General features: G+C 70.1%; 16 protein-coding genes. 12 read left to right on the top strand and 4 right to left on the bottom strand.

The annotated features are described in order from the left end of the window. Positions 1–23: 23 nt before the first annotated feature. The 4 genes from ACZ6JE_RS05315 (at position 24) to rplL (ending at position 3,613) form a co-directional block, all read left to right on the top strand. The gene (locus ACZ6JE_RS05315) at positions 24–782 is read left to right on the top strand and encodes a response regulator transcription factor (RefSeq protein ID WP_374231395.1); all 759 of its coding nucleotides are present in this window, start codon (positions 24–26) and stop codon (positions 780–782) included. Further along, the gene (locus ACZ6JE_RS05310) at positions 779–2,359 is read left to right on the top strand and encodes a sensor histidine kinase (protein ID WP_464318371.1); all 1,581 of its coding nucleotides are present in this window, start codon (positions 779–781) and stop codon (positions 2,357–2,359) included. The genes ACZ6JE_RS05315 and ACZ6JE_RS05310 overlap by 4 nt, the downstream gene beginning before the upstream one ends. A 305-nt stretch (positions 2,360–2,664) precedes the next feature. Beyond that, complete coding sequence (gene rplJ / locus ACZ6JE_RS05305; RefSeq protein ID WP_192058752.1) at positions 2,665–3,180, top strand: 50S ribosomal protein L10; 516 nt, start codon at positions 2,665–2,667, stop codon at positions 3,178–3,180. Positions 3,181–3,229: 49 nt separating this feature from the next. Beyond that, on the top strand, positions 3,230–3,613 hold the full coding sequence (gene rplL, locus ACZ6JE_RS05300; RefSeq protein ID WP_192058750.1) for a 50S ribosomal protein L7/L12: 384 nt from the start codon (positions 3,230–3,232) through the stop codon (positions 3,611–3,613). A gap of 246 nt (positions 3,614–3,859) precedes the next feature. Here rplL and ACZ6JE_RS05295 read toward each other — a convergent pair whose 3' ends face one another. Next, positions 3,860–5,167: an APC family permease gene (locus ACZ6JE_RS05295; RefSeq protein WP_464318417.1), complete on the bottom strand. Its 1,308-nt coding sequence runs from the start codon at positions 5,165–5,167 to the stop codon at positions 3,860–3,862. A gap of 238 nt (positions 5,168–5,405) precedes the next feature. Beyond that, positions 5,406–6,995, bottom strand: a complete 1,590-nt coding sequence (locus ACZ6JE_RS05290; protein ID WP_320477848.1) for a LuxR C-terminal-related transcriptional regulator — start codon at positions 6,993–6,995, stop codon at positions 5,406–5,408. Positions 6,996–7,191: 196 nt separating this feature from the next. Between ACZ6JE_RS05290 and ACZ6JE_RS05285 the strand changes: the two genes are divergently transcribed. Next, complete coding sequence (locus tag ACZ6JE_RS05285) at positions 7,192–9,060, top strand: ABC transporter ATP-binding protein (protein WP_192059256.1); 1,869 nt, start codon at positions 7,192–7,194, stop codon at positions 9,058–9,060. A 47-nt stretch (positions 9,061–9,107) separates the two neighbouring features. On the opposite strand, the gene ACZ6JE_RS05280 is transcribed toward ACZ6JE_RS05285, so the two are convergent. Both ACZ6JE_RS05280 and ACZ6JE_RS05275 read right to left on the bottom strand, forming a co-directional pair. After that, positions 9,108–9,842 (bottom strand): DUF305 domain-containing protein, encoded by a 735-nt coding sequence (locus ACZ6JE_RS05280; protein WP_192058744.1) that lies wholly within the window; start codon positions 9,840–9,842, stop codon positions 9,108–9,110. Beyond that, positions 9,839–10,507 (bottom strand): DUF3105 domain-containing protein, encoded by a 669-nt coding sequence (locus ACZ6JE_RS05275; RefSeq protein WP_464318370.1) that lies wholly within the window; start codon positions 10,505–10,507, stop codon positions 9,839–9,841. The genes ACZ6JE_RS05280 and ACZ6JE_RS05275 overlap by 4 nt, the downstream gene beginning before the upstream one ends. 264 nt (positions 10,508–10,771) lie before the next feature. On the opposite strand from ACZ6JE_RS05275, the gene ACZ6JE_RS05270 reads away from it, so the two are divergent. From ACZ6JE_RS05270 to ACZ6JE_RS05240, 7 genes are all read left to right on the top strand, one after another. Continuing rightward, on the top strand, positions 10,772–12,136 hold the full coding sequence (locus ACZ6JE_RS05270) for a cystathionine beta-synthase (protein WP_320477849.1): 1,365 nt from the start codon (positions 10,772–10,774) through the stop codon (positions 12,134–12,136). A 44-nt stretch (positions 12,137–12,180) separates the two neighbouring features. After that, on the top strand, positions 12,181–13,338 hold the full coding sequence (locus ACZ6JE_RS05265; protein WP_464318369.1) for a cystathionine gamma-synthase: 1,158 nt from the start codon (positions 12,181–12,183) through the stop codon (positions 13,336–13,338). Positions 13,339–13,501: 163 nt separating this feature from the next. Further along, entirely contained in the window at positions 13,502–14,881 is a 1,380-nt protein-coding gene (locus ACZ6JE_RS05260; protein ID WP_464318368.1) for an MFS transporter, read from the top strand. 117 nt (positions 14,882–14,998) lie between these two features. Then, positions 14,999–16,018 (top strand): LacI family DNA-binding transcriptional regulator, encoded by a 1,020-nt coding sequence (locus ACZ6JE_RS05255; protein WP_464318367.1) that lies wholly within the window; start codon positions 14,999–15,001, stop codon positions 16,016–16,018. Between the two features lie 357 nt (positions 16,019–16,375). After that, entirely contained in the window at positions 16,376–17,896 is a 1,521-nt protein-coding gene (gene mmsA, locus ACZ6JE_RS05250) for a multiple monosaccharide ABC transporter ATP-binding protein (RefSeq protein WP_243214810.1), read from the top strand. Between the two features lie 5 nt (positions 17,897–17,901). After that, complete coding sequence (mmsB, locus tag ACZ6JE_RS05245; protein ID WP_243214811.1) at positions 17,902–19,269, top strand: multiple monosaccharide ABC transporter permease; 1,368 nt, start codon at positions 17,902–17,904, stop codon at positions 19,267–19,269. Between the two features lie 105 nt (positions 19,270–19,374). After that, positions 19,375–20,472, top strand: a complete 1,098-nt coding sequence (locus ACZ6JE_RS05240; protein WP_192058728.1) for a substrate-binding domain-containing protein — start codon at positions 19,375–19,377, stop codon at positions 20,470–20,472. The last annotated feature ends 62 nt before the right edge of the window (positions 20,473–20,534 follow it).

Below are 20,534 nucleotides of genomic sequence, written 5' to 3'. Positions count from 1 at the left end.
AGTCCGCTCATAGGAATCTCCCGATACTGGAGAATGTGACCACGACGCCCCCCGCCACCGCAGCCGCCCCGAGACTCACCCGGGCCGACGGATCGCCTCTCCGAGTTCTCGTCGTCGACGACGAGAACAGCCTCACCGACCTGCTCTCGATGGCGCTCCGGTACGAGGGGTGGGACGTCAAGGCCGCCTCCGACGGGCAGAGCGCGCTGACGCTCGCCCGCGAGTTCAAGCCCGACGCGATGGTGCTCGACTGGATGCTGCCCGACATCGACGGTCTCCAGGTGCTCGGCCGCCTCCGTCAGGGCGGCGACGACACCCCGATCCTGTTCCTCACCGCGAAGGACGCCGTCGAGGACCGCGTGCAGGGGCTCACCGCCGGGGGCGACGACTACGTCACCAAGCCGTTCTCCCTCGAGGAGGTCGTGGCTCGGCTCCGCGGGCTGATCCGCCGTTCGGCGTCCGCGCTCAGCGAGAGCGCCGACTCGCGCATCACGGTGGGCGACCTCGTGCTCGACGAGGAGAGCTACGAGGTGCACCGAGGCGATCGCGAGATCGAGCTGACGGCGACCGAGTTCGAGCTGCTCCGGTTCCTGATGCGGAACCCGCGTCGGGTGCTGAGCAAGGCGCAGATCCTCGACCGGGTCTGGAGCTACGACTTCGGCGGCAAGTCGAGCGTCGTCGAGATCTACATCTCGTACCTCCGCAAGAAGATCGACGCCGGCGAGGAGGCCATGATCCACACCGTGCGCGGCGTGGGTTACGTGATCAAGCCCGTCTCGTGAGTCGACCCCTGCCCGCTCCGGCCGGGTCGCGCCTCCGGAATTCCTGGCGGCGCCTCGGGCGGAGCATGCCCGGTGTCGCCGGCCCCCTCACCCTGCGGCAGCGTCTGATCCTCAGCATCGTGGCGCTCGTCGTGCTGCTGACCGTCGTGATCGGCTCGCTCAGCGTGCTCGTGCTGCGGGTGTCGCTGATGGACCAGCTCGACGGCGAGCTCGCCGGGGCGACCACGCGGGCGGCTTCTCAGGGCGGCGCGTCCGCGCCCTCCCTCTCGCCCGACGGCGACGAGCTCAACGGACCGCGTCAGGCTCCCGGCACGGTGACCGCCGTGGTCGTCGACGGAGTGGTGCGGGCCGCCTACCGCATCACCGACGGGGGCGACCTCGAGACCGTCGACCTAGGTGCGTCGGGCGACTCGCTGGCCGCCGTCGTCGAGAGCCCCGTCGACGGCGACGGGCGGACGCCGGCGATGACGGTCGACCTCGGCGGCGATCTCGGGTCGTACCGGGTCGAGGCCCTGCGGGGCACCCTCCTGTCGAGCTCGACGCCGGCCTATCTCGTCGTCGGTCTGCCCACCAGCAGCGTCGACCGCACCATCACCGTCATGGTCGTCGCCATCGCCGCCGTGACGATCGTCGGTCTCGCGGTCGCGATCGCCATCGCCTTCGCCGTGGTCCGTTCGGCGCTGCGGCCGCTGCAGCGGATGTCCGACACGGCCCTCCGGGTCGCCGAGCTGCCGCTGGACCGCGGCGAGGTGGCGCTCGCCGAGCGCGTCGACGAGCAGGACACCGACACCCGCACCGAGGTGGGTCGCGTCGGCGCGTCGCTGAACCGCATGCTCGGCCACGTCGCCGGAGCGCTGGAGGCGCGGCAGCAGTCCGAGAACAAGGTGCGGCAGTTCGTCGCCGACGCCTCGCACGAGCTCCGCACCCCGCTCGCCTCCGTGCGCGGCTACGCAGAGCTCACCCGTCGCATGAACACCGATCTGCCCGACGACGTCGTCTACGCCATGGGGCGGATCGAGTCCGAGGCGCTGCGGATGACCTCGCTCGTGGAGGACCTCCTGCTGCTGGCCCGACTCGACGAGGGGCGCGACCTCGTGCTCGCCGACGTCGACCTGACCCGCATCGTGCTCGACGCCGTGAACGACGCGCATGTGGCCGGACCGTCGCACGACGTCGACGTCGACGTGCCCGACGAACCCGTGGTCGTCTCGGGCGACGGCATGCGGCTGCACCAGATCGTCGCCAACCTGCTGACGAACGCCCGCACCCACACGCCCGACGGCACCCGCGTGCACGTGACGCTCTCGGTCGAGCCGGGCGCCGCCGTCGTCCGGGTCGCCGACGAGGGCCCGGGCATCGACCCCGGGGTGCTGCCCGTGCTGTTCGAGCGGTTCGCCCGGGCCGACAGCTCGCGGTCGCGCAAAGCCGGCTCGACCGGTCTCGGCCTGGCGATCGTGCAGGCCGTGGTGCAGGCGCACGGCGGTCGGGTCGACGTCGACAGCTCGCCGGCCGGGGCCGCCTTCACCATCCGACTGCCGTTCCCCGCGACGGCCGCCGCTCGGCTCGACGCGAGCTGACGCCGACGCAGGAGGCGCGACTTGCGTGATCGCGCCTCCTGCGTCTACTCTGTTCACAGCCCAAGACCGCCGGTCGTGTTCGCCTGCTCGCAGACGGATGCCGAAGGTTCTCGAGAGAGAGCGACCAGCGCAGGTGTGTGAAGTCGTTCCTCTTCTCGAAGAGATCCAGCTCCGTGCGCTTGCGCCGGAGCTTTTTTCTTTGTGCTGAACACCTCAGACCCGAGATCAGTCCTCTGATCTCAGACCTGAGGCGTGCAGCGTTCGAGGCCGGGGGGCTACCGGCACACCCACGTTTTAGGAGAGCCATGGCGAACAAGGAAGCATCGGTCGCCGAGCTCACGGAGAACTTCCGTGACTCGACCGCCGTTCTGCTCACCGAGTACCGCGGTCTCACTGTTGCCGAGCTGAAAGAGCTCCGCAAGTCCATCAGTGCAGACGCGACGTACGCCGTGGTGAAGAACACGCTCAGCAAGATCGCGGCGAACAACGCCGGAATCAGCTCGTTCGACGACGAACTCGTCGGACCTTCTGCGATCGCCTTCGTGCACGGAGACCCTGTCGCCGTCGCCAAGAGCCTGCGTGACTTCGCCAAGGCACACCCCGCTCTGATCGTGAAGAACGGTTACTTCGACGGTAACCCGCTCACGGCAGACGAGGTCAAGCAGCTCGCCGATCTCGAATCCCGAGAGGTGCTGCTGGGCAAACTGGCCGGCGCCTTCAAGGCTTCGCTGTTCGGTGCTGCCTACCTGTTCCAGGCACCGCTGTCGCAGGCCGTTCGCACGGTCGAGGCGCTGCGTGCCAAGCAGGAAAGCGACAGCTGAACAGCTGTCGTACCAACCCACACTTTAGAAAACCCATAAGGAGAACACCATGGCGAAGCTCACGCAGGACGAACTGATCGAGGCCTTCAAGGAGCTCACGCTCATCGAGCTCAGCGACTTCGTGAAGAAGTTCGAAGAGGTCTTCGAGGTCACCGCTGCTGCCCCCGTGGCCGCCGCCGGTGCCGCCGGCCCCGCCGCCGCCGCTGAAGAGGTCGAAGAGCAGAGCGCCTTCGACGTCGTGCTCGAGGCTGCTGGCGACAAGAAGATCCAGGTCATCAAGGAGGTCCGTGCGCTCACGAGCCTCGGTCTCGGCGAGGCCAAGGCCGTCGTCGACGGTGCCCCCAGCACCGTCCTCGAGGGTGCTTCGAAGGAAGCCGCCGAGAAGGCCAAGGGCCAGCTCGAGGCTGCCGGCGCCACCGTCACCCTCAAGTAATTCCGCTTCACCGCTTCACGCGAAAGGCGTCACCCTCCGGGGTGGCGCCTTTCGCCGTCGTGCCCCGTGCACGTGCCCGTGCGAGCGTGCGTGCGAGCGTGGCAGGGGCTTCGGCGGGTTCCCGTCATCCGTGGCGGGTCAGCGCTGACCCGCCGCCGATGACGGCGACCCGCCGAACCGGACCGTGCCCTCGGAAAACGCACGCGAGCACCGAGTGACGGCGACCCTCCGAAGCGGAACGGGCCGTCAGGAGGCGCGGGCGAGCACCGAGTGCCGGCGACCGTACCCGAGGTACACCGCCGCGCCGACGAGCATCCAGACGCCGAACGCGAGCCAGGTGATCCAGCCGAGCGTCACCATCAGCAGCACGCAGAAGGCGCAGCCGAGCACCGGGACGACCGGGTAGAGCGGCACACGGAAGGTCCGGTCGAGCTCGGGCCGGTTGCGGCGCAGCCAGATCACCGAGACGTTGACGAGGGCGAAGGCGAACAGTGTGCCGATGCTCGTGGCGTCGGCGAGGGCGCCGAGGGGCACCAGCGCCGCCGCGAGGGCGACCGCGCCGCCGACGATCAGCGTGCCGGCGACGGGCGTCTGCGTGCGGGGCGAGATGCGACCGAGCACCCTCGGCACGAGTCCGTCGCGCGACATCGACACGAAGATGCGGGTCTGGCCGTAGAGCACGGTGAGGACGACGCTCGCGATGGCCAGCACGGCGGCGACGGCGAACACGAACGCGACCCACGGCTGACCGGTGATCTCGGCCACGATCGCGACGAGCGACGCCTCGCCGTCGGTGAAGGTCTCCCACGGGCGGGCGCCGATGGCGGCCACCGCGACGAGGATGTACAGCACGGTGATGATCACGATCGAGGCGATGATCGCCCGCGGGAGGTCCCTCTTCGGGTCGCGCGCCTCCTCGCCGGCCGTCGACGCCGCGTCGAAGCCGATGTACGAGAAGAACAACCGCGACGCCGCGGCCGAGACGCCTGCGGCGCCCATCGGGGCGAGGGGTTCGAAGTTGCCCGCGCTGAAGGCCGTGAAGGCGACCGCCACGAAGAACACCAGCAGCCCGATCTTGACGACCACGAGCACGGTGTTGACCCAGGCCCCCTCGCGGGCGCCCGGCACGAGCACGAGCATCGCGACGATGACGAGCAGGGCCGCGGGCAGGTTGACGACCCCGCCGGCGCCCGGGGGCTCGGCGATCGCGTCGGGGAGTGCGAGGCCGAACACGCCGAGGGCCTCGTTCACGTACTGACCGGCGCCGACCGCCACCGCGGCGACCGACACGGCGTACTCGAGCACGAGGCACCAGCCGCAGACCCAGGCGAGGCCCTCGCCGAGCGTCGCGTAGGCGTAGCTGTAGCTCGACCCCGAGACGGGCACGCTGCCGGCCATCTCGGCGTACGACAGCGCCGACAGCAGGGCCGCGACGCCCGCGAGCACGAAGGCGATCCAGACGGCGGGCCCGGCGAGGGGCACGGCCGTGCCGAGCACGACGAGGATCCCGGTGCCGAGCGTCGCCCCGATGCTGATCGCGGTCAGGTGCCACACGCCGAGCGACCTCCGGAGACGCGGACGACCTGCGGAGTCCGTGGCCGCCGCGGCGCTCGCGGCGCTCGCGTCGCTCTCGGCGGCGAACGCCTCGAGGGGCTTGCGCTGCCGCAGCTGGGCGGCGAGCGAGAGGCGGGCGGAGGGCGAGGCGGTGTCTCTGGGCACCGCGAGAGGCTACCAGGCACCCGCAGCGCCCTCGGCGTCGCATCACGCCCTCCGCGCCCTCCGAGGGGGAAGGTCAGTCGTCGATGTGCAGACCGAGCTCGCGGACCCTCGTCATCGCCTCGCGACGGGACGACGCCTGGAGCTTCCGGTAGATGCTCCGCACATGGCTCTTGACGGTGTTGACCGAGATGAACAGCTGACTGCCGATCTGGCCGAGCGTCTGCCCGGTGGCCAGGTGGCGCACGATCACGAGCTCGCGGTCGCTGAGGGGCTCGTCGAGGCGAGGTGTCGCGTCGACCGACGAGCCGAGGAGGCGCTCCAGGCTCGCCCGGATCGGCTGCGACTGCTCGCGGTGCGAGGCCCGCTCGAGCAGGTGCCGCAGCACGTCGTCCCCGAGGGTCGAGAACATCCACACCGACTCGTTGCGCCCGGCGGCCAGGAGCGACCGGTCGAACGCGATGTCGGCCCGGGCCGTCTCGCCGAGGGCCAGGTGCGCGGCGGCGACGATCGCGTGGACGTGCGGCATCGTGCGGTCGCTGTGGAGGTCGCCGAGCACCAGGCAGGGCTCGAGGGCGTCGAGCGCGGCCTCCGGTTCGCCGGCCGCGAGGTGCACGAGCGCGAGCACGCGGGCCGGGCACTGGATGTGTCTCGGGGTCGGGACGAGCGGTGCCGCGAGACGCCGCGCCTCCTGCGGCTGACCGAGGCAGCGCATCGTCTCGGACCGCAGCGACGCGATGGCGGCCGGCAGCGTCGACGTGCCGGTGAAGGCGTCGACCAGCCGGGTGATCCGGGCCAGCAGGTCCAGCACCTCGATGTAGCGGCGCTCGACGAGGCAGGCGTGGGCCTCGGCGAACCAGCCGTGCGCCTCCCAGTCGCTGCCGCGGGTGGCGAGCCGGACGGACTCGACGGGGGCGGCGACGCCGGGCTCGCCGCGTTCGAGCGCGAGCTGCAGCCGGGTGATCTGCGCGAGCGCGGCGAAGACGCTCGACATCAGCTCTGTGCCCTCGGCCAGCGCCTCGGCCGCCTCGAGGTGCTCGTCGGCGAGGCGGAAGTCGCCCAGCAGCATCGCGACGTACGCCAGGGCCGAGAGGCACTCGACGCGTTCGGCGAGGCTCAGGTGCTCGACGGCGAGGCCGCCGGCGAGGCCGAGGGCGAACTGGGCCTGGTCGTACTCGCCGTAGTGGACGCGGATCAGTCCGAGCTGCAGCGAGAACGAGGCGCTGAGCGAGATGCGCGTGCTGATGGACTCGGTCGTGTCGTTCTCGATCAGGGTGCGAGCCACCTCGAGGTGCTCGTGGGCGACGACGAGGTTGCCGAGCGACCGCAGCGCGGCGGCGAGATGGATGTGGTAGCCGGCCCGCACCTCCAGCGACATCGTCGGATCGGCGTCGATGGCCTTGGCGACCCCTCGGAACCAGGGCAGCGCGGCGCTGCGCGAGCGCGAGCCGACGGAGCGGTGGCTGGCGGCGAGGGCCAGCAGGATGCGCGGGCGGCCCCGCCACTCGTCTTCGGGCGTCGAACGGATGGCTTCGCGCAGTCGGGCCCCCTGCAGGGGCGCGATGCTCGTCCAGGCGCGTTCGATCGCGTCGAGGGCAGCCCGGTGGTCGGCGGGCTGCATCTCGGCGCTCGGGTAGTCGGCGGCCGTATCGTCAGGCGTGTTCACGGGTCCTAACCTCTGCCGCATCGGGGTTCCTCGGTCGGGTACGAGGACTACGGCGTCGGGATGGTGGTCGTCCATCCGTCGCGCTCATACTAAGGTGACATCTCCGCTCCATCGATCAATTGGTCGTAAGCGCCCTGAAATGGGGGCCGAACGTGTACCCCGATGGTCTTCGGCGTACCGTTGGCGGATGAGCAGGATGGACTCCGTCGCCTCGGGCGGCGGGATGCGCGGCGGCGGGACGCGCCCCGGTCGCGTCTCGAGCGGCGACGCCCGGGCGCAGAAGGCGGCCAACGCCGAGGCCCCCCGGGTGCCGCATCTGCTGCGACGCATCCGCGGGCTGTTCGGGCCGCACAAGCGGGCTCTGGTCGTCACCGTCGTGCTCGTGTTCATCGGGGCCGCGATCAGCGTGCTGCCGCCCCTGCTCACGAAGCAGGCCTTCGACCGCGGGCTGTTCCCGAGCGGTGGCCCGGACGTGCCGGTGCTGCTCGAGCTCGTCGGAGCGATGATCGGACTCTGGGTTCTTTCGGCGGGCATCGGCGTCTGGCAGACCTTCCTGACCGCGACGGTCGGCAACAAGGTGATGGGGGCGCTGCGGATCCGGCTGTTCGGTCACCTGCAGAACATGGAGCTGGCGTTCTTCACCCGCACCAAGACCGGTGTCATCCAGTCGCGGCTGCAGAACGACGTCGGCGGAGTCGCGAACGTCCTCAGCAACACGATCTCGAGCGTGCTCGGCAACACCGTCACCGTCATCGCGGCCTTCGTCTCGATGCTCGTGCTCAGCTGGCAGATGACCGTCGTGACGGTGATCCTGCTCCCTCTGCTGGTGGTCGCCCAGCGCCGGGTCGGCCAGGTGCGGGCGCGCATCGCCACGCAGACGCAGGAGTCGCTGAGCGACATGACCGCCATCACGCAGGAGGCGCTCAGCGTCAGCGGGATCCTGCTGGCGAAGAGCTTCAACCAGCAGAGGGCCGAGATCGAGCGCTACTCGGCCGAGAACCGGACCCAGATCGGTCTGCAGGTGCGCCAGCAGATGAGCGGGCAGTGGTTCTTCGCGGTCGTGCAGATCTTCCTGTCGGTGATCCCCGCGGTCATCTACCTCGTGGCGGCCTGGCTGATCCTCCGCGACGTGCCGGTGACGGCGGGCACGATCGTCGCCTTCACGACGGTGCAGGCGCGGTTGACGTTCCCCCTCATGGGGCTGCTGCGGGTCGCCCTCGACCTGCAGACGTCCGGCGCGCTCTTCGCGCGCATCTTCGAGTACCTCGACCTGCACCCGGCGATCGACGACGACCCCTCGGCGCGCACCGTCGACGAGTCGCGTCTCGGCCGGGTCGAGTTCGACGACGTGTCGTTCTCGTACCCCGACGCCGAGCCCGGCCAGCGGACCCTCGACGGGGTCTCGTTCGACATCGCGCCGGGTCAGTTCGCCGCGTTCGTCGGACCGAGCGGGGCCGGCAAGACGACGGTGTCGTATCTGATCCCGCGGTTCTACGAGGTCTCCGGAGGCGCGGTGCGGTTCGCCGGGACGGACGTCCGCGAGCTGCGCCAGGAGTCCCTCGTCGAGCACATCGGCATCGTCAGCCAGGAGACGTACCTCTTCCACGCGACCATCGCCGACAACCTCCGGTACGCCCGGCCCGACGCCACCGACGAGCAGATCGTCGACGCGGCCCGGCGGGCGAACATCCACGACACCGTGGCGTCGTTCCCCGAGGGCTACGACACGGTCGTCGGCGAGCGCGGCTATCGGCTGTCGGGCGGCGAGAAGCAGCGCATCGCCATCGCCCGGGTGCTCTTGAAGGACCCTGCGGTGCTCGTGCTCGACGAGGCGACCAGCGCGCTCGACACGGTCTCGGAGCGCGTCGTGCAGGAGGCGCTCGACACCGCCGCCCGCGGCCGCACCACGATCGCCATCGCGCATCGGCTCTCGACCGTGCGGGCCGCCGACGTGATCTTCGTCGTCGACGCCGGGCGCGTGGTCGAGCGGGGCACGCACGACGAACTGGTCGCCCTGGGCGGCGTGTACGCGGAGCTCTACGGGCAGCAGGTCACGACCGGCTGAGCTCTGGGGCGGCCCCGTCGCGGAGCGCCCCTCGGCTGGGCGCCGGCCTACTCGCGTTCGGCGAGCATGTCCTCCATCGCGTCGATCTCGCTCTCCTGGCTCTGCACCATGCCGGTGGCGAAGACCCGCACCTGACGGTTCTCACTGCGGGCGAGCACGGCGTCGGCCATCTCGACCCCGCCGCGGTGGTGGGCGATCATCAGGGTCAGGAACATGCGCTCGGCCTCGACGCCGCTGGCCGCCTCGAGCGCGGCGAGCTGCTCGTCGGTGGCGAGCCCCGGCATCGGACCGCCGGGTTCGTGGGTGGCGACCGGCGTGGCCGAGCCGCCCGCGCCTCCGGACGGGGTGTGCTCGTGGTCGCCGTACGAACCGTCGAGGGTCGGCCGCGACATCCAGGTCATGGTCGGTTCGGAGGGGGCCTGCGGCACCCCCCAGAGCTCGAGCCAGGCGAACATCTGCCCGGCCTGCTGCGACTGCGTCAGCGCCATGTCGTAGGCCATCGAGCGGGTCGCCGGGTCGTCGGTGCGGTCGCGGACGATCATGGCCATCCGCACGGCCTGCTCGTGGTGCACCTGCATGTCGCGCGAGAAGCCCGCTTCGACGCTCTCGGTGCCGGGCGTGACCGGGTTCGGCGAGCTGAGCCGACCGACGGCGATGCCGATCAGCAGCACGAGGGCGATGCTGAGGGCCGCGGCGACCACGAACCGGATGCGGCGACCCCGGGAGGCACGGGTCGGGTCGACGACGCCCGCCCCGGTACCGCCACGGTCGGCGTCGGTCACGCGATCTTGCCTGCTCCGTCGACACCGCCGGTGCAGGGGGCGCCGGGCTCGGGGGCGTCGCCGGACTTCCAGTACTTGGTGACGAAGTCGGAGACGGACTCCTCGTCGTCGGTCACGTTGGCGAACGGCAGCTGCGCGCCCCACGCGGAGACGTACATGGGGGAGTCGAGGCCCTCGTAGGGCGAGACGACGGCGTAGGTGCTGGGCGCGAAGTCGCGGAGCTCCTCGATCTCGGCCTCGCTCACCTGAGCGGGGTCGTAGGTGAACCAGACGGCGCCGTGCTCGAGGTCGTGGACGGCGTTCTCGTTGGGCACCGGCTCGGTGTAGACGCCGCAGTTCAGCCAGATCTGGTTGTGGTCGCCGCCCGCCGGAGGGGTCTGGGCGTAGTCGACCGGGCCGGTGACGTGGTTCGCGGTCAGGTCGGAGAAGGTCTGGGCCCCCTCGACGACGATGTCGCGCGGGTTCTCGCGCGGCTGCCCGCTGGTGACGACGAAGGCGACGACGATGCCGATCACGGCCAGACCGGCGACGGAGCCGGTCACGATGCCGATCAGGCGGTTGCGCTTCGCCCTCTCCTGCTGCTTCTTGAGCGCGGCGACCTTCTCCTGACGCCGCGCGTCGCGCTGCTGCTTGACCGAGGGCTTGTCGTTGTTGCCGTTGGCCATGTGAGGTCCTGTCGTGAGAAGGGGCCGATGTGACATCGGAGTAGCCGTCCCATTCTCGGTCACACGACGCTGAAAGGAAGGTCACAGCGTGCAGTGTCTGCACCGTCCGGGCGTCCGACACCCGTCGCCCGAGACCCCGCGGGTCTCGCCCCGTAACAGTCGCAGGGCGCCTCGATAGACTCGACGCCTGGTCGCCACCGGCGCGACCCGAGCCCGTCACCTCGAATCCGCACCCCACGACGGAGGCGGAGAACCGGAGCCTTCGTGAAGTACGCCGAGACCGTCCTCGACCTGGTGGGCGACACCCCGCTCGTCAAGCTCAACAAGGTGACCGAGGGCATCACGGCGACCGTGCTGGTCAAGGTCGAGTACCTGAACCCCGGCGGCTCGTCGAAGGACCGCATCGCCACCCGCATCATCGACGCCGCCGAGCGCGAGGGTCTGCTGAAGCCCGGCGGCACCATCGTCGAGCCCACCAGCGGGAACACGGGCGTCGGGCTCGCCCTCGTCGCGCAGCAGCGGGGCTACCGCTGCGTCTTCGTGCTGCCCGACAAGGTCGGCGACGACAAGCGGAACGTGCTGAAGGCCTACGGCGCCGAGATCGTCGTCACCCCGACCGCCGTCGAGCCCACCAGCCCCGAGTCGTACTACAGCGTCTCCGACCGCCTCGCCCGGGAGATCCCCGGGGCCTTCAAGCCGAACCAGTACGCCAACCCGAACGGCCCGCTCAGCCACTACGAGACGACCGGGCCCGAGATCTGGCGCGACACCGACGGGCGCATCACGCACTTCGTCGCCGGCGTCGGCACCGGCGGCACCATCAGCGGCACCGGTCGCTACCTCAAGGAGATCTCAGGAGGCGCGGTGCAGATCGTCGGGGCCGATCCCGAGGGCAGCGTCTACAGCGGCGGCACCGGGCGGCCCTACCTGCTCGAGGGCGTCGGCGAGGACTTCTGGCCGAGCGCCTACGACCCGAGCGTCGTCGACCGCATCATCGCCGCCTCCGACGCCCGGTCGTTCGAGCTGACCCGGCGCCTCGCCCGCGAGGAGGGGCTGCTCGTCGGCGGTTCGTCCGGGTTGGCCGTGGCCGCCGCCCTCGACGTCGCCCGCGAGCTCGGACCGGACGACGTCGTCGTCGTGCTGCTGCCCGACAGCGGCCGCGGCTACCTGGGCAAGATCTTCAACGACGCGTGGATGCGCTCGTACGGCTTCTCGGACAGCACCGACGAGCGCACGGTGCGCGACCTGCTCGCGTCGAAGACCGGTTCGCTGCCCGAGCTGGTCCACGCCCACCCGAGCGACACCGTCCACGACGTGATCGGCATCATGACCACCTACGGCGTCTCGCAGATGCCGGTGCTCTCGGCCGAGCCCCCCGTCGTGATCGGCGAGGTGGTGGGCGCCATCGAGGAGAAGTCCCTGCTCGAGGCGCTCTTCGCCGGGGGAGCGACGATGGGCGACGCCCTCGCGCCGTTCGTCGGCGAGCCCCTGCCGCTGATCGGCATCAACGAGTCGGTCACCGCCGCGCGCACCGCCCTCGAGTCGACCGACGCGCTGCTCGTCACCGACGACGGCAAGCCGGTGGGCGTCATCACCCGCCACGACGTGCTCGCCTTCGTCTCCGCCTGATCCAGGCACCTCCGCAACGCAGTCCCCTTCGAAAGGACACCCGCATGACCCACGGCTTCTCCACCCGCGCCATCCACAGCGGTCAGGACTTCGACCCCACCACCGGTGCCGTCGTCCCGCCCATCTACCAGTCGTCGACGTTCGTGCAAGACGGCATCGGCGGGTTCCGGGGCGGGTACGAGTACGCCCGGTCGGCCAACCCGACCCGCGACTCGCTGCAGACCCTGCTCGCCGACCTCGAGGGCGGCAGCCACGCGTTCAGCTTCGCCTCGGGTCTCGCGGCTGAAGACGCGCTGCTGCGGTCCGTCCTGCGCCCCGGTTCGCGCATCGTCATGGGCAACGACGTCTACGGCGGCACCCACCGCCTGGTGAACCGGCTGCACGTGCCGTGGGGCGTCGTGCTCGAGACCGTCGAGATGACCGACCTCGACGCCGTGCGCGCCGCGGTGCGCCCCGGCGAGACCGCCGTGCTCTGGGTCGAGACCCCCAGCAACCCGCTGATGAAGATCAGCGACGTCACGGCGCTCGCCGAGATCGGCCACGCGGCGGGCGCCCTCGTCGTCGTCGACAACACCTTCGCGTCGCCCTACCTGCAGCAGCCCCTGTCGCTCGGGGCCGACGCCGTCGTGCACTCGACGACGAAGTACATCGGCGGTCACTCCGACGTCGTCGGGGGAGCGGTCGTCGTCGACGACGAGGCGCTCGCCGACAAGATCGGTTTCCTGCAGTTCGGCGCGGGCGCGGTGTCGGCTCCGATGGAGGCCTGGCTGACCGTCCGCGGCATCAAGACCCTCGGAGTCCGCGTCGACCGTCACTCGTCGAACGCCGCGACCATCGCGGACGCGCTCGAGGGGCACGCCGCCGTCGACCGCGTCTACTACCCGGGTCTCGCCTCGCACCCCGGGCACGACATCGCGGCACGCCAGATGAGGGCCTTCGGCGGCATGATCTCCGTCTCGCTGGCCGCCGGGCCGTCCGTCGCACGTCTCTTCGCCGAGTCGACCGAGCTCTTCCAGCTGGCGGAGTCCCTCGGCGGCGTCGAGTCGCTGATCGGCTACCCGACCGAGATGACGCATGCGTCGGTGCGCGGCACCGAGCTCGAGGTCCCCGAGACCGTCGTCCGTCTCTCGGTCGGCATCGAGGACGTCGACGACCTGCTCGCCGACGTGCTGCAGGCGCTCGACCGGGCCACGTCCGACTAGTCGACCTGCGCCTCCTCGGCTCCGCGCTTCCTCCTCCTCCTCCTCCTCCGTCTCTCCGTCGAGGAGTCGCGACATACCGCGCCGTTCTCCCGCGCCACGGCGAGTCGTGACTCCTCGACGCGGAGGGGCGGAGAGCGCGGGAGGCGCGGCCTAGGGTGGGGGGATGTCCGACGTCGCACTGAGCACCCGCCCCGAGGGGGTCCTCAGCCGGCGGTATCTGCTGGCGACGCTCGGCATGTGCGCGCTGATCGGCATCGCCGCGTTCGAGTCGCTCGCCGTCACGACGATCATGCCGATCGTCAGCGCCGACCTCGACGGCGAGAGCCTGTACTCGCTCAGCTTCGCGGCACCGCTCGCGACCGGTCTGGTCGGCATGGTGGTCGCCGGCAACTGGGCCGACCGGAGCGGCCCCCGGGTCGTGGTCATCGCGTCGATGCTGCTCTTCGCGGTCGGTCTGCTCGTCGTGGGCGCGGCCCCCGACATGACGGTCTTCCTGTTCGGGCGACTCGTGCAGGGGCTCGGGTCGGGCGCGGTGATCGTCGGCCTCTACGTCATGGTCGCGCGGCTCTACCCGCCGGCTCTGCACCCGTCGATCTTCGCGGGGTTCGCCGCCGCCTGGGTCGTCCCGGCGCTCGTGGGCCCGCTGATCGCCGGTCTCGTCGCCGAGAGCCTCAGCTGGCACTGGGTCTTCGTCGGGGCGGTCGTGCTGGCCGTGCCCGCCTTCGTGATGATCCTGCCGAGCCTCCGACGGGTCCCGCCGCCCGACCGCGCCGACGGCAGGGGCGCCGTGCCCTGGAGTCCGCAACGGATCCTCTGGGCGGTGGGCGCCGCACTCGGGGTCCTGGCGCTGAACCTCGTCGACGAGTTCGAGCCGGCCGTCGCGGTGGCCGTGGTCGTAGCCGCCGTGGCCGCCCTCGCGATCGCCCTGCGTCCGCTGCTGCCGCCCGGCACCCTGCGTGCTCGCGCCGGTCTCCCGACCCTGGTGCTCCTCCGCGGTCTCGTCGGGGCGGCGTTCCTCGCCAGCGAGGTCTACATCCCCTACCTCCTCCAGGATCGCTACGGCTTCAGCTCGTCCGCGTCGGGCACCGCTCTGACGGCGGGGGCGCTCGGCTGGGCCCTCGCGAGCTGGAGTCAGGGGCGCCTCGGCGAGCGGGTCCCGCAGCGGACGGGCATCCGCATCGGCATCGTGCTCGTGCTCGGCGGACTCGTGGTCGCCACGCTCACCCCGCTCCTCGGTCTCGCGCCGGGTGCGCTCATCGCCACCTGGACCCTCGCCGGGTTCGGCATGGGCTTCATGTACCCGCGGTTCTCGGTGCTGACGCTGGCGCTGTCGACCGGGTCCGACCGGGGCTTCAACAGCTCCGCCCTGACGATCTCCGACTCGGCGGGCTCGGCCGTGGCGCTCGCCGTGGCCGGCGGCGCTTTCGGCCTGCTCGGCGGGGCGTCGAGCCCGTACGCGTTCGCCGCCTGCTTCGCGATCGGCTCGACCGTGGCGCTGCTGGCGCTGGTGCTCAGCGGGCGCGCGGTGCCTCGACGGACGTGAACCGCGCCTCCTGCCGTCGTCGTCCCGTGGTCGAGACGCGGCCCGCAGAACTGCATAATGGTCTGCAGACAGCGATGTGTACGGTCACACCGCTCGTGACAGAGCGACGGAGCCACGGTGAAGCCTGACATCGACAAGGTGCGTGCTCCCAACATCCGTGACGTCGCCGCTCTGGCCGGCGTCTCGTATCAGACCGTCTCCCGGGTCCTCAACGACAGCCCGAGCATCCGCCCGGCGACACGGCAGCGCGTCCTCGACGTGATCGAGCAGGTCGGCTACCGCCCGAACCAGGCGGCCCGGGCCCTCGTGACCAGCCGTTCGCGCGCCATCGGCGTGCTCACCCTGCAGAACGTCCACTTCGGCCCGCAGACGATGGTCAACGCGGTCGAGGCGGAGGCGAGGGCGGCCGGCTACCGGCTGAGCATCGCCAGCACGACGCGAGCCGACGACGACGTCCGCGCGAGCCTCGACCTGCTGACCAGTCAGGCGGTCGAGGCGATCATCGTCATCGCGCCGCAGCGCAAGTTCTTCGACGTCATCGACGAGCTCGACCTCGACGTGCCGATCGTCGCCCTCGACTCGACGCAGCGCAATCGGGCGCACAGCCTGTCGGTCGACCAGTTCGCCGGCGCCCGCCTGGCCACCCGGCACCTCATCGACCTCGGTCACCGCCACATCGTCCACGTCGCCGGCCCGCAGGACTGGATCGAGGCGGACGAGCGCATGCAGGGGTTCCTGTTCGAGATGGGCGAGGCGGAGCTCTCGATCGAGCCGCCCATCCTCGGCGACCTGACGGCGGACTTCGGCTACCTCGCCGGCAAGGAGCTGCTGCGGCGCCGCGACTTCACGGCCGTGTTCGCGGCGAACGACCTGATGGCCGTCGGGCTGCTGCACGCCTTCCGCGAGGCGGACGTGGACGTCCCGCGCGAGGTCAGCGTCGTCGGCTTCGACGACGCGCCCACGGCGGCGCACCTGTGGCCCCCGCTCACGACCGTCCGGCAGGACTTCGACCTGATCGGGCGTCGCGCGGTCGAGCTCGTCATCGGCGAACTCGAGGGGCACGAGGTGATCGACCGCACCCTGCTGGCCGCCGAGCTGATCGTCCGCGCCTCGACCGACCGGCCGTGGTTCCTGTGACGGGAGGGGTGCGGGGAGCGTCGTCGCGCCTCCTCGGCGGCCTGTCCGCGGCCCGACCGTCGACCGGCTCGGCACCGCTTCATAACAGATCGGCCACGGCGTTTGACACGGGGCTTTCTCAGGATTAGCTTTGCTCCAGTCGCGGTGTGAACGGTCACATTCAGTCACCGCAACGATCCGGAGCCTCTGGTGCGGGTCGCCGCCCGACGCCGAACAGACAGTGCCCGCCACGCCCTCAGGGAGCGGCGGACCGACAGAGAAGTCGAAACGTGGAGGTCAGCGTGCCCGGTGCACACATCACGACGAGCGGAACCCGCGGGGGTGGCGCGCGTGGCTGAGTCCCCGATCATCCTCGAGATGCGCGGCATCACGAAGGAGTTCCCCGGCGTCAAGGCCCTCGACGCGGTGTCGATGCAGGTCCGGGCCGGCGAGGTCCATGCGATCTGCGGCGAGAACGGCGCTGGCAAGTCGACCCTGATGAAGGTCCTCTCGGGTGTCTACCCGTACGGCACCTACACCGGCGACATCGTCTACCAGGGCGACGAGATGCGCTTCCGCGACATCAAGTCGAGCGAGTCGGCCGGCATCGTGATCATCCATCAGGAGCTGGCGCTGATCCCCGAGCTCTCGATCACCGAGAACATCTTCCTCGGCAACGAGCCCACGCGCTTCGGCGCCATCGACTGGTCGACCGCCAAGCTGCGCGCCATCGACCTGCTCGCCCGGGTCGGCCTGAAGGACGACCCCGACACCGCCATCAAGAACCTCGGCGTCGGCAAGCAGCAGCTCGTCGAGATCGCCAAGGCGCTGAACAAGAACGTCAAGCTGCTCATCCTCGACGAGCCGACGGCCGCGCTGAACGAGGCGGACTCCCAGCACCTGCTCGACCTCATCCGCGGGCTCAAGGGCCGCGGCATCGCGTCGATCATGATCAGCCACAAGCTCAACGAGATCGAGGCCATCGCCGACTCGATCACGATCATCCGAGACGGCAAGACGATCGAGACCCTGGACGTCAAGGCCGACGGCGTCAACGAGGACCGCATCATCCGCGGCATGGTCGGCCGCAACCTGGCGAGCCGGTTCCCCGACCGCACCCCCAAGATCGGCGACGTGCTCTTCGAGGTCAAGGACTGGTGGGTGCGTCACCCGCAGACCGCCGAGCGCTTCGTCTGCAAGGGGTCGAACATCACGGTGCGTCGCGGCGAGATCGTCGGTCTCGCCGGGCTGATGGGCGCCGGTCGCACCGAGCTCGCGATGAGCGTCTTCGGACGCTCGTACGGGCAGTTCGTCTCGGGCACGATCGTGAAGGACGGTCGCGAGATCGAGATCAAGAACGTGCGCGACGCGATCGACAACGGGCTCGCCTACGTCTCCGAAGACCGCAAGGTGCTCGGGCTCAACCTGCTCGACGACATCAAGCGCTCGACGGTGTCGGCGAAGCTGTCGAAGATCTCGCGGGGCTCGGTCGTCGACCGCTACCAGGAGCACACGATCGCCGAGGACTACCGCAAGAGCCTCCGCGTGAAGACGCCGACCGTCGACGAGGGCGTCGCGAAGCTCTCGGGCGGCAACCAGCAGAAGGTCGTGCTGGCGAAGTGGATGTTCACCGACCCCGACATCCTCATCCTCGACGAACCGACCCGCGGCATCGACGTGGGCGCGAAGTTCGAGATCTACAACATCATCAACCAGCTCGCGGCCCAGGGTAAGGGCGTCATCGTGATCTCGTCCGAGCTGCCCGAGCTGCTCGGTCTCTCGGATCGGATCTACACGATCTTCGAGGGCACCGTCACGAACGAGATCGACGCGTCCGAGGCCGACGCCGAGACGCTGATGAGAACAATGACGTCCAAGAAGAAGGAGAACGCCGCATGAGTGGCATCAAAGACCTGAAGAAGGTGTTCGGCGGCAACCAGTCGAACGCCCGCCAGTTCGGGATGATCGCGACCCTGGTGGTCGCCATCCTGATCTTCCAGGTCCTCACGGGCGGACTCACCCTCGACCCGCCCAACCTGATCGCCCTGGTCAGCCAGTACTCGTACATCCTGATCCTCGCGATCGGCATGGTCATGGTCATCGTCGCCGGCCACATCGACCTCTCGGTCGGCTCGGTCGCCGCGTTCGTCGGCATCATGGTCGCGACCTCGATGACCACCTGGAACTTCCCGTGGCCCGTCGCCATCGTCTTCGGCCTGGTGGTCGGTGCGGCGATCGGCGCCTGGCAGGGCTTCTGGGTCGCCTACGTCGGGGTGCCCGCGTTCATCGTGACGCTGGCGGGCATGCTGCTCTTCCGCGGTGCGAACCAGTTCGTCGGCAACGCGGTCACGCTGCCCGTCCCCGAGGGCTACACGGTCATCGGCGCCGGCTACCTGCCCGAGTTCGGCCCGAACACCGGGTACAACAACGCGACCCTGCTGCTCGGTCTCGTCCTCGCAGCCGTCGTCGTCTGGCGCGAGTTCCGCCTGCGTCGCAAGCAGCAGGCCATGGGCTCCGACATGGCGCCGATGTGGGTCAGCCTCGTCAAGGTCGCCGTGCTCGTCGCGATCATCCTGTACGCGGCCACGCTCTTCGGCGGCGGCCGGGTCGGAACGTCCTTCCCGATCTCGGGCATCATCCTCGGCGTGCTCGTTCTGGTCTACGGCTTCATCACCCAGAACACGATCTTCGGTCGTCACATCTACGCGGTCGGCGGCAACTCGCACGCCGCCGAGCTGTCGGGCGTCAACGCCCGCCGGGTGAACTTCCTGGTCATGATGAACATGTCGGTGCTCGCCGCCGTGGCGGGCATGATCTACGTCGCCCGTGCCGGGGCCTCCGGCCCGCAGGACGGCCTGAACTGGGAGCTCGACGCCATCGCGTCGGTCTTCATCGGCGGCGCGGCCGTCGCCGGCGGGATCGGCACCGTGACCGGATCGATCGTCGGTGGCTTCGTCATCGCCGTGCTGAACAACGGTCTCCAGCTGCTCGGCGTCGGCTCCGACAAGGTGCAGATGATCAAGGGCCTCGTGCTGCTGATCGCCGTGGCCGTCGACGTCTACAACAAGAGCCAGGGCCGCCCGTCCATCACGGGCTTCCTGACCCGGGGGCTGAACCGCGACAAGAACGGCGTCGCGGCACCGGCCGCCACCCAGTCCGCGGCCGGCACGCAGAACGGCGTCGGGCCCTCGACGGACTCCGCGAGCCCCGTCCTCACCCCCAACGGCGACGTGACCGACGTGCAGCGTCCGAACTCGACGACCCCCAACTAGACCCGCTTCCCAGCGCGACCGTCCATCGACGGCCGGTCGCGCCTCCCTCGGACCGCCGCTCGGCGGCCCACCCGCACCACCTCACTCACGAGAAAGAGACACAGCATGCGCAAAATCGCGCTGGCGACCATGGCGGTCGCCGCAGCAACGACGCTGATCCTGAGCGGCTGCTCGAACTCCGCCCGCACCGACGCCGGTTCCGGCGACGCCGCCTCCGGCTTCGAGCAGGGCTCGATCGTCGGCGTCGCCCTGCCTGCCAAGACCAGTGAGAACTGGGTCCTGGCCGGCGACCTCTTCAACGAGGACCTCGAGGCGGCGGGCTTCGAGCCCGACGTGCAGTACGCAGCGGCCAGCGGCACCGTGGCGAACCAGCAGGAGCAGATCCAGTCGATGGTCACCAAGGGTGCGAAGGTCATCGTCATCGGCGCGGCCGACGGCGGTCAGCTCGGCACGCAGGTCAAGGCGGCGCACGACGCCGGCGCGATCGTGATCGCCTACGACCGTCTGATCCTCAACACCGAAGACGTCGACTACTACGTCGCGTACGACAACTTCAAGGTCGGCGAGCTCCAGGGCCAGGCCCTGCTCGACGGCATGGCCGCCAAGAAGGCCGAGGGCCCGTACAACATCGAGCTGTTCTCCGGCTCGTCCGACGACGCCAACTCGGCCGTGTTCTTCGACGGCGCCATGAGCGTGCTGCAGCCGGCCATCGACGACGGCACCGTCGTCGTCGGCTCGGGTCAGACCGAGATCAAGCAGACCGCGACCGACGGCTGGAAGGCCGAGAACGCCCAGCGCCGCATGGACTCGCTGCTGACCAGCACCTACACCGACACCGAGCTCGACGGCGTGCTGAGCCCGAACGACACCCTCGCCCGCGCCATCATCACCTCGGTGAAGCAGGCCGGCAAGGACGTCCCCGTCGTCACCGGTCAGGACTCCGAGGTCGAGTCCGTCAAGTCGATCATGGCCGGCGAGCAGTACTCGACGATCAACAAGGACACCCGCAACCTGGTCAAGCAGGCCGTCGCCATGGTCACCTCGGTCTCCGAGGGCGACACCGCCGAGACGAACGACGACGAGTCGTACGACAACGGCTCGAAGGTCGTCCCCGCGTACCTCCTGCCCCCGCAGATCGTCACCAAGGACAACGCCGCCGAGGCCTACGCCAACGACCCCACGCTGGGCCCGTTGACCAAGTAATCGCAGCACCGCACCACCGCACCACCGCACCACCCGAGAGCCGATCGTCCGTCAGGGCGGTC

The organism is Frigoribacterium sp. AC759 (assembly GCF_979256015.1).
Note: the sequence above shows the minus strand (reverse complement) of the source record. Positions and strands in the feature narration are given on the sequence as shown.